Here is a 15709-nt window from a genome sequence, read left to right as displayed (position 1 = left end):
CCCATCGAATCCCCCTACATCTCGTTGAAGTAGACAACCCGCACGCCGAGGAACTCGGCCACACGCCGGTGCTCGTCCTTCTCCTCGGGCGACACGGGGGAACGGAACGGATCGACGACGCAGATCATCCAGGGCCACGTCTCCCCGGTGGACCGGTCGAGAATGGCCGGCCACACGAGGTGCTTGAGGTTCGCCGACGTACCGGCCACGAAGTGCCGCTCCTCCTCCTCAGTCCCCACCTCGCGGATTCTCGCGCGCATCGGCTTCTGCCGGGTGGTCCCTGGGACGACCTTCCAGCCGGGACCGAGGGTCGCCGCGACCATCTGCTCGAGCGTCGCGGCTGGCCGTGTCACGTACTTGGCGTACTTGCCCTCCCCTCGCCGCGCCCGCTCGTACTCCTTCATGGGGCAATCCTTGAGCCACGGGCGGATGTTCGCCCGCTGCCCCACGAAGTCGAGGAGGCGGCCGCCGATTTCGGGGTCTTCCGTCCACTCCCTGTACAGGCGGGTGCGGTCCGCGTCCTGGAGGTGCGGCCACTGGGCCTCATCGGCCTGGGCGTAAATCCGCGTGACTACGGCCTTCTCGACGGCGGGCGGGATCTTGTAGTCGGTCACAGAATTCCTTTCGGCAGAGGGAACTGGAGGCGGACCTCGTCCGCCGCGGTCTCGAGGTCGGCGGCGTCCTGGATCCACATGTCCATCAGGGAGCCGACCGTCTCGTCCTGGAACTCGATTCGGGAGACGTGCGGGAGTTCCAAGTGCTCTGTCTCCTCAGCCTCCAGCGTCCGGCGCAGGTTCAGCACCGCCGCGGCGCGACGGATGTCGGTCACGAAGTCGAGGACCTTCAGGGTCTTCTTGCCGGGGCTCAGACGCAGCCCCCGGCCGAGTTGCTGCACGAAGATCCTGCGGCTATGGGTGACTCGAAGGAAGGCAATCAGATTCACGTCGGGCACGTCGACGCCTTCGTTGAACACGTCAACGCAGGTGATCACCGGGACGCGGCCGAGACGGAACTCGTTGAGCAGGACGTCGCGGTGACGCTTCGGCAGACCGCTGTGAAGGTGAGAGGCGTTGGCCCATGCCGGATCCGAGACGGCGAGAAGGCCCGCCATGTGCTCGGCATGCTCGATTGTCTGGCAGAACACGATGGCGCGGGGTTCGGCTGTCTCCCGCCAGGCCGTCCGCAGGTGCTCGATGATCTCCTCGTCCCGCTGGGGGAGGAACAGGCGCCGGTTCAGATCCTTGATGGAGTAACCGTGACGGCTGATCTCTTGGACGGTGTCCCAGTCGACGCCGTCCGCGTACAGCTTGTAGTCGACGGCCGACAGGTAGCCCGCCGCCATGCCTTCGGCGATGCCCATCTTGAAGCTGGGGCGGCCGAAGCGGGCCGTGATGTCGAATTTGTCGCCACGCCAGGGGGTAGCGGTGACTCCAAAACGCCCCGCAGCCCCACACAGATCAAGGAGTTCCGCAAACCTGCCGGTCTCGGCCACGTGATGGGTCTCGTCGATCATGACGAGGTCGGGTTCGTAGCCCGTGCGCACGGCGGACAGCGCCGACTCCACGGTCGCGACGACAACGCCGTCAAGGGCCCGGGGCGACTTGCTCTCGCCGGTGAGAAGGCGGGTGGGCACATTCTTCGGGAGATGCCGCCACAGCGCTTTCTCCAACTGGCCGACCAGGTCGCGCATGTGTGCGACTACCAGGACGCAGGCGTCCGGACGCGCGACGAGGAGGTTACCGATGACCTCGCCGCCGACGACCGTCTTGCCCAGCCCCGTCGCCAGGACCAGCAGTGCCGTCCCTTCGGCGTCGAGGTCCCGCTGGATAGCGGTCACGGCCCGCTCCTGGTACGGCCGCAGGGCGTAGGGAGCGGGCACGCGGTCGGGCATCCCCTGGCCGATGGCGTCCAGGGTGGCCCCGTGCCACAAGATGATGTCGACGCCGATCCCCGCCAACGCCCGGCGCCGCGCCTCGGCCGACGCGGTGATGTCCGTGTTGGTCACCAGAACGGCCTTGTCGGCGCGGTAGTGGGTGCGGGCGCGCTCGAGGTCGTCGACACCCGCGTGGTCGGCCGCGCCGTGCGCCTTCCACTTGCTCTGGAACACCCACTGCTCACGGTCGCGAACCGCGAGCAGGTCGGCGCCGTGGTCGTGGGCGCCGTCGATGACGCGGACGTCCTGGAAGCCCAGGTGCCACAGGGTCCGCTCGAGCGCCTTGGTCAGTCCCTCCGGGCCGCCGTCGCGCAGTTCGGCGGCCGTCAGGAACACGGCGCTCACTCCTCACCCGCCAATTCGTCGCGCAGGAGGGCGATGCTCAAGCGAGCCCGCCGCATCTGCTGGGCGGTTGCCCCACCCGCGAATGTGCCGAGCGTCGCCACGTCCGCGAGGCAACCCGTGACCCGGGCCAGGCTCAGCGCCTTCCCGGACGGCGACGACACCCCGGCGTACGGGCCACGGAAGACGGCACCGTCCATGAACGACTCCGGCATCGCTTGGACGAGCCGGACCAGGGCCAGAGCGGGCATGTGGTGGACGAAACCGGAGTTCCGGCCGAGATGGCCGACGAGGCTGACACGTCCGGCGGCGATCATCTCCTCCTCGGTCGCGAACTGCTCCTCAGGCGTGAGGTGATCGTAGGCCGTGGCGTAACCGTCACTATGGTCGAGAGCCTCGGCCACACGCGCACGGATCTCCGCGAGGAGGTCGCGGGCCTCCGCGCCGACAGTGGTGCCGTCGAGCGCGCTGTCCTGCAGGGACTCGGCGCGGATCGCGGCGACGAGCTGGGACGGGCTCCAGTCGGAGCGCGCCCGCACCTTCAGGACGGCGGCCAGGTCGACCAGGAGGAGATCGGCGTAGTCCGCGCCGAACCGCCGGAACGCGGCGTGCTCGGGGTCGATGAGGGCGGTGAGCTCGTTGCCGGACCTCTGGTCGAGGAGGACCGGAACGTGCAACCCGTTGTCGTCGAGAAGCCGCTCATCCGACTTCAGCAGCAGGGTCCGCACCTTCACGTAGCCGAGCTCGGGGTGGCCGAACGACCGGTGCAGGTACGCGTGGGGCGTCGCCACGCTCTCGTAGCGAGCCAGGCGCTCGCTACGAGTCTCCTTCTTCTCTTTCACGGACACGGGGGCCGCCGGAGCGGAGGCGGTGGCCGCGATCTCCGGTCGAGCCATGCCGGAGGTGGGCATGTCGGTCGGGAACCCGAGCGCTTCCGCGACGGCCTTCTCGTCGGGCTGGGTCGGCACGCTGGCCGCCGTCCTCGCCTCCTTGCCCCGGTTCTTGATCTCCTCATGTCGTAGAACTTGCTGCCACCAGTGCTCGTCGGTCTGGAACTCCGGGTCACCGGCCTGGAACTTCCGGCCCCAGTCGCGGGTGGCAGCGTGGACCGGCTTGTGGCCGTCGCCGGGGACGAGGTAGCGCAGGCCCGCGTCGTTGCGGCGGAAACCCTTGAAGAGCAGGGCCAGCGGACTATCGTTCTCCGGGTAGCCGAGTTTGTGGGCGCGCTGGGGCTGAAGCGGCGCCGCGCCACGCAGCAGCTCCACGGTGGTAAGCCAGCTGCGGTCCCCGTATTCGAAGGCGTCCTTCTGATAGGTGACAGGGACGTGGTCGAGGTGGATCTCGCCGATGAGGCGACCGCCCTGGTGGGCGAGTTCGACCGGGTACTCGGGCTCCTCGTTCCCCGCGATCCCGTCGGGGTTGTTCCAAGTGAAGAGCCGCTTGTCCCAGCGCAGGATCTTCCGGCCATTGCGCAGGAAGTCGATCCCGTACTCGGTCTTGTCGAGGTAACGCTGGACGCCGAGCCAGCCGTGGATCCGGCGCTCGCGCACAGTTAGATTCCCGCCACCGCAGACGGAGCAGACCTCCCCCGAGCCGATCTGCCACTCTCCGCAGTCCTGGCAGGCGATCCCGTCCTGGAGCTTTTGGTCGATCTGGATGTAGGCGGGGATCCGCTCCTTGCCGTTGTAGAGCACGTAGCGGTCGTCGCCCCAGCGACAGTGGCGGACCGGCTTGACCCGGGTCCCGCCGACGTAGAGGTCGAAGGGGTGCTCGGCGAGGATCCACGAGTACACCGAGCCGAGGGTGTTGCGGAGCGCCGAACCGTTGCGGCGCAGCCACTCGGCACGCGTCCGGTGCAGGCGGTCGACGATGATCCTCGTGCCGTGTTGGGACGGGTCGCTCTTCGGCTCGGTGATGTCCTCCGCCTCGAAATCGTCTTTGATTCGGTCGAGGTCGATCTCGACGCCGATCCACTCCGTGTCGCCCGCGCGGGTCGTCAGGACACGGGTGCGCCGGCCGAGGCGGGCGGTCGAGATGTTGAAGCCCATTCCGAACAGGCCGAGCTTGTCGTGCATGTCGTTCCCGGACCAACCGGCACGCACCGCGCGCGCCAGCTGGTCGTACGACATGCCCCGCCCGGTGTCGCGGACCTCCAGGACCCCCTTCGGGGAAGACGGCAGGGTCACGCTGACCGTGAAGCCGTCGGGCCACTCCGTCCCCGAGCGGAGGATGTCGAGGAAGTTGTCGAAGGGGTTGTCGACGAGTTCGGCCACGCATTGCCACTCGTCGAAGTCGATCTCGCCCAGCATGCTCAACACGCGGGCGGAAGGCGTGATCTTCACTCCTGCGGAACCTCCTGGCGGTTTGGGACGCTGTCACGGTGGCCACGGCGTGCGTGGGCACGGCGACGCCACCGACTCTCATGAGCCGAGCGTTCGATTCCGAGAATAGAGGGGACCACTGACGATCCGGCCGAAGTTTGCGAACCCCGGCGAATCGTGTGGCTACCGGGACGGGGACGAAGGTGTTGAACTCTTGTGAACAGGGATGATCCGGTCACGGCTGATGGGAGGAGCGGGTGGCCGCTGCGGCCGCGGTCTTCTCACGCACCAGTCCGCGACGCGTTCTGCGGTGGCCTCATGGGCTCGTGTGCCCTGAACCACGGGATGCCCCAACCCCCTTGGGTGAAAATCCGGTCCGTCTCGGCGTCCCGGATCCGGTTGGCGGCGATCTTGTCCCGCCAGAAGGCGCTGTTAGTCGTCGCCGACAGCGGATGCTCTGGACATCCGTGCCAGAACAACCATCCACGAAGACCGCGACGCGGGCCCTGGTGAAGACGAGGTCGGCCGTCTGGCGCAGTGCCGGCACGGGCCCGCGAAGACGCGGTAGCGCGGACGCCGCCCGTGCGACAGCGGCCGGAGAGCCCCGGACCACACGGTAAACCGCCTCACTCGTCGTTGCACCCTGTGACCTGATCAGTGGTCGTCCGCTCTAGCGACGAGGTGCGCTGAGCCACGCTTTCGCCGGACTGCGTTCTCGATTCGAGCCGCTGCCTGGACGAGGTCGTCGTGCTCCCATACGCGGATGACTGTCCAGCCGGCCGCCGTCAGAGTCTCGTTGGTCTCCGTGTCCCTTGCTCTGTTGCCGTTGATCTTCTCCCGCCAGAAGTCCGCGTTCTTCGTGGCAGGCCGGTAGTGGTCCGGGCAGCCATGCCAGAAACAGCCGTCCACGAAGACCGCGATGCGGTCGCCGGGGAAGACGAGGTCGGCTTTGCGTCGGACCTCGGCGATTGGCCGGGTGTCGACTCGATATCGCATGCCGCGGCGATGGAGCAGGCTGCGGAGCAGCAGTTCCGGCCTGGTGTTCTTACCGCGGTTGCCGCGCATAGAGGCCCGCACCTCGATCGACGACGCCTTCGACTCGGGCGGTAGTGCTTCTTCCGCCAGAAGTCCCTTCGCCCGTGCTTGTCGCCACGCCTCAGTCAGATTCTGTTTGCGTGAGTCGGACTCGACCTCGCAGACGTACCTCTCCTCGGTCTTGCCGTCCTGTGACCAACGTAGATAGGCGCGAACTCGTCGTGTGCTCCGGTACAAGCGAAGTGCGATCGAGGCACGTGCGAGGCGCCCGTCACCTAGGTCGACGTTGCGGCGGCCGCGGCCGCCGGCGGCGCGGTCTTGCTCAACTGCCGGCGCGGCCGCGCCGGCTCGACGCTTATACGCGCGCTCCGGGGGCAGCTTGTCCTTCCAGTGGCCCCCAGCCCCTGTCTGCGGCATAGATCTAGTGTCCCGCCGCAGCCAGGGCGTCGGCGACAGCCTTGGCGAAAAACTCACCAAGGACGACCGGAACAGCGTTGCCCAACTGCCGCATTTGCTCGCCACGGGGGCCTGAGCCGTGCCATTCATCCGGGAACGTCATCACTCGGGCGGTCTCGCGCACGGTCATGTAGCGATGCAAGTAGGTCCAACCGTCCGGCGATGAAGCGTCGCGGATCCGCTCGTCCAACAGCATCACGGACTCGCCACCCGGCACGCCGTGAACGCCGGCCTTGACCGTCTTCGCGGGACGGTCCAGTTCGTTCGGGGTGTGCCCCTTGTAGATGCGGGCTCCAGGCCAGCCGATGTGGCCGACGACGCCAATCTCCCGACCAAAGTCGAACTTCTCGGTAAGTCGCTCTACGTTGACTTGGGGCAGCGCCGGGAGCTTCACATCTGTTCCGTATCCCTGAATCGCGTCACGCAACGTGCGCCACGGCTGGCAGTCGTCTTCCTTGATCATTTTGGGAAGACGCGCTCGTACTCGGTCGCGAACGTGGTCCGGCACGTTCGGATGACGCTTCCAGTAGGGCCCGTCCTCGTCACGCATGGATCGATACAAGGCCCACTCGGAGAATTTCTCCGTCTTCACGTACTTTTCGAAGGCGTCGATGTCCACGCCGAGATCGGCCCGAAAGGCCACGATGACGACGCGGTTGCGTACCTGCGGGACGCCGTAATTGGCGGCGTTGACCGGCATCATCACGACTTTGTAGCGATCCCGGTCACTGTCCTCATCGGACAGTTTGTCGAGAATGCGCGTCAGGTGGGCATTGTGGTCCTGCCACTTATCCTTATCGTCGCGCTTCTCAAATGGGAGGCGCAGCTCATTCTGGATGTATTGGAAGTACTCGGCGAATGACGGTCGCAGTAGCCCGCGGACGTTCTCGCAGATAACCGCCTTGGGTCGCATCTCTCGCACGGCCTTGAACATAGCGGGGAACATGTTGCGCCTGTCCTCGTCACCCTTGGCGACCCCGCCCGCGCTGAACGGCTGGCATGGAGGACCTCCAGCGAGGACGTCGACCTTCCCTTGGAGGGCGCTCAGGTCCAGGTCGGACACGTCCCCCGGGTAGAGAGGAGCGGGCTGCCCCGACTGTGGCGGCTTGGGGTTCTTCTCCGCGGTGCGCTCCAAGCCGTCGACGCCAAGGGTCTTCCGCGCACTCGCGATGAGCGTCTCGCAGGCCCGGCTGTCGAACTCGTTGAACAGGAGTGGGCGGAAGCCCGCTTGGTGGACCGCCATGGCAAGGCCACCTCCACCTGCGAACAGTTCAACGCTGGTCCGCAGCCTCGTCGCATCTTCAGGCAGGTCAACCATGGGGAAACCATACCGCGGAGTTGGTGATCACGGCGGGTTTCCACCCGGACGGGTCGCCTATGAGTGAGCAAGACCATAGGGTTCGTGGTGGCAACGCGACAGAAGGAGTCCAAGAGAATGACGCAGGCGGCCAGGTCAGACGGCCGTGGCATCTACCACGATGACTTCCGGTTGAGCATCACCAAGGCGCTTGGCGATCAACTGGCCCACGCGCTGACGCGCCTCCGCCGCGCCCCGCTCGCCGAGCAGTGCCTAGCCAGTCTCGACGAGCGCCCCGGCGTCTACCAGCTCTACCTTCACGGTGAGTTCGTCTATGTGGGCAAGGCTGATAAGTCCCTGCCCAGTCGACTGGCCAACCATCTGCGGAAGCTCTCGGGCCGGCGCAACATCGACCTTCGCGACGTTACATTCTCCTGCCTGTACGTAGATGAGGACTTCTCCGCCCTAGCACCCGAGCAGCTGCTCATAAGCCACCACAAGGAAATGGGCAACATACCTTGGAACAACAACGGGTTCGGTAATAAGGACCCGGGGCGTCAGCGTGACAGCACGGTCCTTAAAATAAACCACTTCGACGTTATCTTCCCGATCGACCTTGATCGTCGTGTCGAGGGTCTGAAGCCCGGGCAGATCGCGCTGAGCACCTTCCTCAAGGCGCTCAAGAACGGACTGCCATACAACTTCCGGTACGTCGAGCCGCCGCGCTCGAAGTCGATCTTCCTGGCTGTGCCGCAGGTCGGCCTGTCCGCCAACGAGGCGTTCCAATCGGTATCCGAGGCGCTTTCAGATGCCTGGCAGATCGCCGCTCTCATGGGGTATGTGATCATGTACCCGGACTCCCCGAACGAGTACAAGAGTGCCTGGCGGTACTACCGTTCTGGCGAGGTGGTCGAGACCGAGCCGGAGGCATCACCCGAGGCGATCACTTCAGGCTGATCTCCTCGATGCCGACGAGTGATCAGGAAACGCAGTAGTCGAATTAACCCCGGCGGGACTTCCCGCAGACCAATGCCGCTGAGATGATGTCTCATGTGGCTGTGTCGTCAGGTGCGGCATATTGCTCTTTGTGGGTGCTGATCTTTCGCGGCGGCGGCTGGTTCCCGACGGGTTATGGGATCTGGTCGCGGCGTTTCTGCCGTCGTTCACGCCGCGTTGCCAGGGCAGCGGTACGTCGCCGCCGGACGAGCGGGCGGTGTTCACCGCTGTGGTGTACGTGCTGACCAGCGGGTGTGCGTGGCGGCATCTGCCGCCGACATTCGGTGTCTCGTCGGCCACCGCGCACCCCGCCGGTTCACCGCCTGGACGGAAGCGGGTCTGTGGCGTCGGCTGCACCGGGCGGTGCTGGACGAACTCGGTAGGCGCGGCAAGTTGGACTGGACGTCGGTGATCGTCGATGCCGCCTCGGGCGTTAAGCGATGACAGTCGGCATTCCGGCGGCGAGGGTGGCCAAGGGGTAACCGATGAGGCCGAAGATCAGGACGACCAGCGCGATGGTGAGCAGGGAGGCCGCGAGGTGGCGGCGTACCTCGCCGGCTCGGCGTGCGAGGAAGAGGCGGAGCGTACGGCGGGGGCTCATCGTTGGGCTCCGTCGCAGCTCGGGCGCGGCAGGAACTTGACCGTAGCGAAGGGCCAAGGGGTATGGACGGTGGCTTCGAAAGACGCGGGGCCCTGGGGAAGGCGGAGGAGGACGCCGAGGAGGAGCTTGTGGGAGATGGCGAGGACGGGGCCTTGGCGCTGTTCGGTGAGGCCGCGTAGATAGTGAGCGCAGTGGGTGGCTCGGGTGTGGAGGGTGGTGAGGGACTCGCCGTCTTCGTAGGCGAGGTCGGGGTAGGTGGTGCGGTGGGTTCGCCAAGTGCGGTAGGCGGGTGGGTAGGTGTCGGGGGTGTGGCCGTGGACGGCGGTGGGGGCGTGCCATTCGGCAAGGAGGTCGGTGGTGGCGACGATGGGGAGTCCGGTGAGGGAGCGAAGGGCTTCCGCCGTCTGGCGGGCTCGGAGGAGCGGGCTGGTGACGATGCCGGTGATGCCGTCGGGTAGGGGGAGGGCATGGCGGATCTGGTCGTGGCCCTCGGGGGTGAGGGCGGCGTTGGGTGGGGCGTGGTAGCCGGGGCGGTGGCCTTCGTAGGCGGCGTGGCGCATGAGCCAGATGTCAGCCAAGGATCCAGCCTCCGTCCACGCGCAGGGTCTGGCCGGTGATGAACCCGGCGTCGTCGGAGGCGAGGAAGGCGACGACGGCTGCGATGTCGTCGGGGATTCCTCGGCGCTGTATGCACTGGCGGGCCAGTTGGCGGGCGGTCATGGCGACGGAGTCGTCGACGACGGCGTTCTCGGCGGACACCTGGATGGAGCCGGGCGCGACGCAGTTGGCGGTGATGCCGGCGGGGCCGAGTTCTCGGGCCAGGGCACGGGTGAGTCCTTCGAGGCCAGCCTTGGCGCTGATGTATCCGGCGAGGTCGTGGCGGCCCGCGACGGCCAGGACGGAGCCGATGGTGATGACGCGGCCGTGGCCTCGGGCGGTCATGGCGGGGGTAAGGGCTCGGGCGAGGAGGTAGTGGCTGGTGAGGTTGATGTCGAGGGCTTCGTGCCAGTCGGTGGGGGTCATGGTCGGCCAGGGGACGCGTGGGTAGGCGCCAGCGTTGCTGATCAGGATGTCGATCGGGCCGATGCGCGACGTGGCGCGGCGGCACAGGACTTCGAGGGCGTCGGCGTCTCGCAGGTCTGCTTCGAGGGGGATGGCGGTTCCGCCGTGGGTGGTGATGTCGGTGGTGAGGGTTTCGGCGGCCCGGTGGTCGTTGAGGTGGGTGAGTGCGATGGCCGCGCCCTGGGCCGCGATGCGGCGGCTGAGGGCCGAGCCGATGCCGCCGGTCGCGCCGGTGATGAGGGCGGTCCGTCCTGTCAGGAGGCTGGACATGCTGGCTCCGGGGCAAGGAAGAAGGACTCCGCGGAGAAGTCGCCGCTCATGACTTCCGCGAGTCGGATGATGAGGACCAGCCGGTCTGCGGGGGCGAGGTCGTCGAGGTTGTAGACGGCGAGGATGCGCATGGCCACGTAGGGGCGCAGGATGTCGGCGAGGTTCGTGTCGGGCCAGAGTTCGGCGGCGACGGGCTGGACGAGCCGGTGCCAGTAGGTGGCTGCCGCGAGGCGGCGGGGTTGGGAGAGCCGCAGGGTGTAGGAGACGGTGATCACGCGGTTGCCGATGTCGATACGCGCCTTGTGCAGTTCGGGGGTGTTGGCGGGCAGGCGGGTGAGGGTGGCGGGGTGGTCGGCGAAGGCTGCGGGGTTGTAGGTGGGGACGAGCCAGCCGCCGAGGGCGGTGGTGTACCAGAGGTAGTTGGCGAACTCGCCCGCGATGCTGTTCAGGCCGCCGGTGTCGAGGTCCAGCCAGGCGAGCGGGTGAGCCAGGTTGACGTCGGTGGGGTCTCCCTGGGTGATGGCGGCCCAGACCGGTTCGTTGGAGTGGAAGTGCCGCTTCAGGTCGGTGAGCGTCGCGGTCCAGTCGAGGTGAAGCTCGTCGCCGTTGATGTGGAGGGTGTAGCCCGCGAGTTGGGACAGGGGCAGGTGGTCGGTCCCGACGGTGAGGAGGGGATCGGTGTCCGCGTAGTAGTGGTCGAGGCGTCCGCCGGGGGCGGCGCGGTCCCAGTAGAGCTTGCGGATGATGTCGGTCGGGTCCGCCAGGCGCGCGGTGCTGAGGATGACGTGTCGGTAGTGGCTGGTGAGGTCGTCGAGGTAGCGCGTGAGGTCGGGGGTGGGCTGCTCGGTGTTGAGGAGGTCGAGGAGGAGGCCCCGGTCGCGTCCTGCCGGGAGCCGTTCGTAGACCACGAGGTGTCCGCCGGGGACGCGCAAGTGGGCATGGAGCGTGGGGACTCGGTAGTTGGCAGAGACTTGGCGGTGGCCTCGGATCTCTTCGCGGGCCTCGGCGGGGTGGCGGGTGTACTTCAAGAGGAGCGGACTGCCTGCGGCGTTCACGGGGAGCAGCAGATTGCGCGTGAAGCGCCGCAGGGGCCCGATCGACCAACGACGCCCGGTGGATGGCGTCATCGGACGCCTCCCAGGAGGAGTTCGGCACAGATGCTGGCCAGCCAGGCTGGGGCGACGGCGTCGAGGTGGCAGTCATCATCGGTGGGGGTGAGAGCGTCGCGTACCGGGCAGAGGTCGCCTTGGTGCATCTGGTGGGCGAAGACGGTGCTCACGGCATGGTGGTGGGGCAGGCCGGTGTTCCATTTGCTGTGGCTGTGGCGGGCGTGCAGGCCGATGACGTGCGGTCCTTCGCCTGTCTCGCCACGGGACAGGGCGGCGAGGTGGGTGAGGCCGGTGTCGTTGCCGATGACGAGGGAGCAATGCGGGAGCAGGTCGGCGAGGTCATTGACCGGGAGGCCGTCCAGGCGGAGGGACTGGAGTTGCGCGTTTGCGTCGGCGGCCGTAATGCGGGACCCGCTCGCATGGTGTCCGCCGATGAGGAGGAGCCGGACCTGGGCGTTGAGAATCTGTGCGAGGAGTTGGGCCACCTCGATGTAGCGCTGTGCGGTGTAGTCCTTGAGGTCGGGTCGGCTGGTGGCCGTGATGGCGGCCAGGGTGATGCCCTCGAACCAGCCGGTCGCTCGGAGACGCCGCACCAGCCAGTTCGGCCGGGCCACCAACTGCGGAGTGAAGGGCGGGTCTGTCGGCAGACGGACGCCGAGGCGGCGTTCGAGCGCCAGGTAGTAGCGGTTGGGGAGCGAGGTGTGTGCGATGCCGTCCGCGGACCAACAGGGCGGTGCCGCTGGATCGCACACCAGGCTGGTCGCGGCTTCAGCGCCTCGGGCCGCGATGCCCGCCCGGTCGCCGATGAGAAGGCGAGATCCTTCGGGCGCCGTGGATGGCACGGCTTGGGCGAGGAGACTCGTGCGGCGCACGAGGTCGGCGTGGGGACCTGAGGCGCGGACATTGACGGGTACGGCGTCCATCCGCTGAGCGAGCCAGTCGAGGGCCGCTCGTGCAGCGGACAGGGCGAGGAGGCTGTCGCCGAGCTTGCCGTGGAAGGCCAGCTCCACAGTGGTGGCGTGGCTCACGCCCTCGACGAGCGCGTCGGATGCGGGGAGCGGCAGGAGGGCGCCAGCGGGGAGGGTCGCGCGGTCGTAGCCGAGTGGTGTGCTGTGCACCTCGTGCTCGCCCGTCACGTGGGTTCCGGGGCGGAAGTGGGCCGTTGGCGCTGTGGTGGTCACCGTGAGGCTCCCACGTGAGCGAGGGAGACGAGCGGGAGGTCGAGTTCGGCGAGGCGGGCCCGTCCGCCGCGTTCGGTGTCCTCGACGAGGCATGCGGCTCCTACGGGGATGGCTCCCGCTTCGCGAAGACGGGTGGTCAGGTTGGCGAGCGTCCAGCCGGTGGTGATTTCGTCGTCGACCAGCAGGATGCGCTGACCGGCGGCGATGCCGTACGCGAAGACGTCGGTGCGCGTGGCATGCGGTTCGGTGAAGCGCACCTCGCCGTCCAGGGGGAGGTGCAGCTTCCACGCGATCTTGTACGGCAGTTCAGCGGCCGTGGCCAGTGAGACGGTGGGCAGGATGCCGCCGGCGTCCAGGCCCAGGAGGAAGTCGATGCCGTCCCGGATTCCGGGGATATCGCTGCGAGCGCGCTGCCACAGCTCGGCGCCCGCGGCGGCGAGTGCCGCGGGGCGGACAGCCTCCTCCACGCCGTCGAGCGAGTGGATGACGCGTTCGGGACGGCTGGAGGGACCAATGCTGAGGCGTTCGATGATCCGGGCAGAGAACCGCGGTGGTATGGCCAGGGTTTCGGGCATGGCGAGGCTCCTGTCGGTGGTGCGGTGAAAGGTGAAAGAGGATGCGGTCGCGTGCGGCGGAACGCGGGTCAGGCGGCTACGTCGTGGGCGTACCAGGCGAGGAGTTGGTCGGCCGCCGCGGTGATCGAGGGGAGGGCCTCGTGCGCCTTGTCCTCGCGCCAGGCGGCGGCGACTTCCGCGAGCGGGGGCACGGCCAGCTTCGGGAAGCCGGGCAGTGTGGCGGAGGCGGCGAGGATCCGGTCGGCGCCCGCGAGCCAGTTGCCGTGCTCGCGCAGGAGGAGTCGGCAGGCCAGGACGATGTGCTTGTACAGCTGCCGGAGCTTGTCCGGCTGGGCGTCGGCGCGCAGGCGGCGCAGGGCCAGGATGACTTGCGGCAGCTCGTGGACCGCGGCGAGGGCCAAATCGTGCCGATTGATGAACGGCAGTTCCAGTCCGGGGGAGGCGTAGAGGACGGGACTTCCCTCTTGGAGCTGGTGCAGGGCAAAGGCGACGCGCGGTGTGACGCGCCGGGCGCTCAGTTCGGCTGCCGTGGCCAGGGTGAGCCCGACAGACGCCGCGTTATTCAAGGCCTCCCGGTAGTGGGCGACCGCGGCGGACACGTCGTCGGTCGCCTGGGGGTCGGCGACGACGAGCAGGTCGAGGTCGGACCAGCCGGCGATCCAGGCGTGTTCACCCGGACTGCCGGTGAGGGCGACAAGGCCCACCGCGGGGCTGCACGGTTGCAGGGCGTCGACGAGGTCGGCGGTCGCGCCGGCGGCGGCCGCCGACAGGCCCAGGCCGTAGGGCGTGGCGGTGCGCAGGCCCGCGATTCCACCGGGACTGGCGATGCGGCGGAGCTGGGCGCGCAGCGCGATGACGCTGCCGGAGTTGTCGATGACGTGGTCGGCGAAGGCGGCGACGCGGTGGGCTCCCCGACTGATCTTGATCTCGTCCTTGGCGGCCACGGCTTGTGCCGGCGTGCCGGAGCGTCGTACGCGCTCGGCGAAGTCGGCGTCCAGGTACACGATCCGGAGGCGGTCGCCCATGAGCTGCTTGAGCTCGGCGATGGAGGCGTCGTCGTGGACCGACTCGATGGTGAACAGCCGCTGGTCGGCGTGCCCTTCGGCGAAGCGGTTCAGCTCGTCGAGGAGCAGCTCGGCCTGACGGCGGGCGGAGAGAGCGTACGGGTCGGCCAGGCCATGACGCTGTGCGGCCTGGCGGAAGAGATAGCCCATCTTGAGCCGCTGCGCTCCACAGGTGTGTTGAACGAACGCCGCGCTCGTGCTCTTGCCGCACTCGCTCAACCCGCCGAAGGCGATGACCCGTTCAAGGCGAGGGCTCGGCGTGACCTCCGTGGTGCCGGCGTCGGGACGGCCGTACAGCTTGTGGCGGGCGGCTGAGGGCAGTCGTACGCGTCCCGCTCGCACGTCGTTGACCAGGGCGTCGACGGCCGCACACAGCTCAGTGCGCTGGCGCAGGAGCACGGGCGTACGTCGACGGGCCAGGTCGTCGCACCGCGCGGAGCGCTCGTTGTGCCAGATCCGCAGGGTCAGCACCGAGAGGCGGTCCACGGTCGAGGCCAGCGTCTCGGTATGCGGGGGCGCGTTGAGATGCGGTGTCGGCGCGAGAGCGACGAGGATGTCGTCGGCTCGTTCGGCCAAGGCGTTCCGCTCGGCGTTGAGCTGGTCGATCTCCCGCTTGAGATCCGCCACCCGCAGCGTGGAGATGCTGGTGTCGCGCACCTGGTCCTCGGCGTCCCACAGGCGACCGTTGACCGTGTGCAGTCTGGTAACGGCGTCGTCCAGACGTCGCTGATCCTTCGCGCTCAGCGAGTCCGTTGCTCGGACCAGGCCGGGCGGGAGCACCAGCGGAGGCGGGTGATCGGGGGGCTTCACGGGCTGTTCCTTTCCGCGCGCTGTGAGGTCGGAAGGTAGGAGGAGAGGTGGCCGGCCACCGCCGCGTGGATATCGGCTGCCGATCGGCCTTCGCACAGGACGACCACGGGGTACGTCCCGCGTTCGGCCTGGAGCAGGAGGACTTGGTGCAGGAGACGCTGGTAGGCGGGATACACGCCGGTCCAGGGGCGGTTCTCCCGCGCGCTGGTGATCGCGTAGCTGCGGTCAGGGTCGCGGGATGGCAGCAGGAGCACCGAGGTCTCGTCCGGAGACGGCTGCTCGGCGAGTACCGTCACGCGATCCAGCGCCGCCGGTACGGTCAGGCCGTCCTTCAGCGCACACGTCGCGGCGGCGACGGCCAACAGCATCGGTCTGCCGCGATCCAGCAAGCCTGCCCGGCCAACCGCCTTGGCGGTGGCACGCTTGGTGTGGCCGGAGATCAGCATGCGCGTCAGCTCGGCGGTCGTGGACGTCTCGAACCACCACCGCGCGTAGCCCTCGCCCGCCACCCGATGCCAGGTCTCCGAATCATGTTCGTGTACCGAGCCCAGCGGCTGGAAGCGCGGCGACATCTCGGCGAGCCGACGAAGCTGGGTGGTCTTGCCGACATTGTCCGGCCCGTTGAGGCTGATGTACTCCGGGAGTCCGTCCACGACA

At 67.9% G+C, this 15709-nt stretch carries 15 protein-coding genes; 2 read left to right on the top strand and 13 right to left on the bottom strand.

Annotation, left to right across the window (positions count from 1 at the left end):
- Nucleotides 1-14: 14 nt before the first annotated feature.
- The 5 genes from OIE51_RS13505 to OIE51_RS13485 all read right to left on the bottom strand — a co-directional run bounded on the left by OIE51_RS13505 (nt 15) and on the right by OIE51_RS13485 (nt 7405).
- On the bottom strand, nt 15-614 hold the full coding sequence (locus OIE51_RS13505) for a hypothetical protein (protein ID WP_326597900.1): 600 nt from the start codon (nt 612-614) through the stop codon (nt 15-17).
- Nucleotides 611-2269: a DEAD/DEAH box helicase family protein gene (locus OIE51_RS13500; RefSeq protein WP_326597899.1), complete on the bottom strand. Its 1659-nt coding sequence runs from the start codon at nt 2267-2269 to the stop codon at nt 611-613. Before OIE51_RS13500 ends, OIE51_RS13505 begins: the two co-directional genes overlap by 4 nt.
- Before the next feature lie 5 nt (nt 2270-2274).
- Nucleotides 2275-4617: an ATP-binding protein gene (locus tag OIE51_RS13495; RefSeq protein ID WP_326597898.1), complete on the bottom strand. Its 2343-nt coding sequence runs from the start codon at nt 4615-4617 to the stop codon at nt 2275-2277.
- Nucleotides 4618-5250: 633 nt separating this feature from the next.
- Nucleotides 5251-6048, bottom strand: a complete 798-nt coding sequence (locus tag OIE51_RS13490; RefSeq protein ID WP_326597897.1) for a very short patch repair endonuclease — start codon at nt 6046-6048, stop codon at nt 5251-5253.
- A gap of 4 nt (nt 6049-6052) precedes the next feature.
- A complete protein-coding gene (locus OIE51_RS13485) occupies nt 6053-7405 on the bottom strand; it encodes a DNA cytosine methyltransferase (protein WP_326597896.1) in 1353 nt (450 codons plus the stop codon).
- Nucleotides 7406-7522: 117 nt separating this feature from the next.
- On the opposite strand from OIE51_RS13485, the gene OIE51_RS13480 reads away from it, so the two are divergent.
- Nucleotides 7523-8341, top strand: a complete 819-nt coding sequence (locus OIE51_RS13480) for an Eco29kI family restriction endonuclease (protein ID WP_326597895.1) — start codon at nt 7523-7525, stop codon at nt 8339-8341.
- A 130-nt stretch (nt 8342-8471) separates the two neighbouring features.
- Nucleotides 8472-8792 carry a transposase gene (locus OIE51_RS26955; RefSeq protein ID WP_442811917.1) on the top strand — a complete coding sequence of 107 codons (321 nt, stop codon included), beginning with the start codon at nt 8472-8474 and terminating at the stop codon, nt 8790-8792.
- Nucleotides 8793-8813: 21 nt separating this feature from the next.
- Here the strand turns inward: OIE51_RS26955 and OIE51_RS13475 are convergent, their stop codons facing one another.
- The 8 genes from OIE51_RS13475 to OIE51_RS13440 all read right to left on the bottom strand — a co-directional run bounded on the left by OIE51_RS13475 (nt 8814) and on the right by OIE51_RS13440 (nt 15705).
- Nucleotides 8814-8981: a hypothetical protein gene (locus tag OIE51_RS13475; protein ID WP_326597894.1), complete on the bottom strand. Its 168-nt coding sequence runs from the start codon at nt 8979-8981 to the stop codon at nt 8814-8816.
- The gene (locus OIE51_RS13470) at nt 8978-9559 is read right to left on the bottom strand and encodes a histidine phosphatase family protein (protein WP_326597893.1); all 582 of its coding nucleotides are present in this window, start codon (nt 9557-9559) and stop codon (nt 8978-8980) included. Before OIE51_RS13470 ends, OIE51_RS13475 begins: the two co-directional genes overlap by 4 nt.
- Nucleotides 9552-10313 (bottom strand): SDR family NAD(P)-dependent oxidoreductase, encoded by a 762-nt coding sequence (locus tag OIE51_RS13465; RefSeq protein ID WP_326597892.1) that lies wholly within the window; start codon nt 10311-10313, stop codon nt 9552-9554. Before OIE51_RS13465 ends, OIE51_RS13470 begins: the two co-directional genes overlap by 8 nt.
- Nucleotides 10298-11440: a hypothetical protein gene (locus OIE51_RS13460; RefSeq protein ID WP_326597891.1), complete on the bottom strand. Its 1143-nt coding sequence runs from the start codon at nt 11438-11440 to the stop codon at nt 10298-10300. Before OIE51_RS13460 ends, OIE51_RS13465 begins: the two co-directional genes overlap by 16 nt.
- A complete protein-coding gene (locus tag OIE51_RS13455) occupies nt 11437-12603 on the bottom strand; it encodes a glycosyltransferase family 9 protein (RefSeq protein WP_326597890.1) in 1167 nt (388 codons plus the stop codon). The genes OIE51_RS13460 and OIE51_RS13455 overlap by 4 nt, the downstream gene beginning before the upstream one ends.
- Nucleotides 12600-13178 carry a phosphoribosyltransferase gene (locus tag OIE51_RS13450; RefSeq protein ID WP_326597889.1) on the bottom strand — a complete coding sequence of 193 codons (579 nt, stop codon included), beginning with the start codon at nt 13176-13178 and terminating at the stop codon, nt 12600-12602. Before OIE51_RS13450 ends, OIE51_RS13455 begins: the two co-directional genes overlap by 4 nt.
- Nucleotides 13179-13246: 68 nt before the next feature.
- The gene (locus tag OIE51_RS13445; RefSeq protein ID WP_326597888.1) at nt 13247-15052 is read right to left on the bottom strand and encodes a DUF4254 domain-containing protein; all 1806 of its coding nucleotides are present in this window, start codon (nt 15050-15052) and stop codon (nt 13247-13249) included.
- Nucleotides 15049-15705 carry a hypothetical protein gene (locus OIE51_RS13440; protein ID WP_326597887.1) on the bottom strand — a complete coding sequence of 219 codons (657 nt, stop codon included), beginning with the start codon at nt 15703-15705 and terminating at the stop codon, nt 15049-15051. Before OIE51_RS13440 ends, OIE51_RS13445 begins: the two co-directional genes overlap by 4 nt.
- Between the last annotated feature and the right edge of the window lie 4 nt (nt 15706-15709).

It is taken from the genome of Streptomyces sp. NBC_01803 (assembly GCF_035917415.1).
GTDB lineage: Bacteria > Actinomycetota > Actinomycetes > Streptomycetales > Streptomycetaceae > Streptomyces.
Note: the sequence above shows the minus strand (reverse complement) of the source record. Positions and strands in the feature narration are given on the sequence as shown.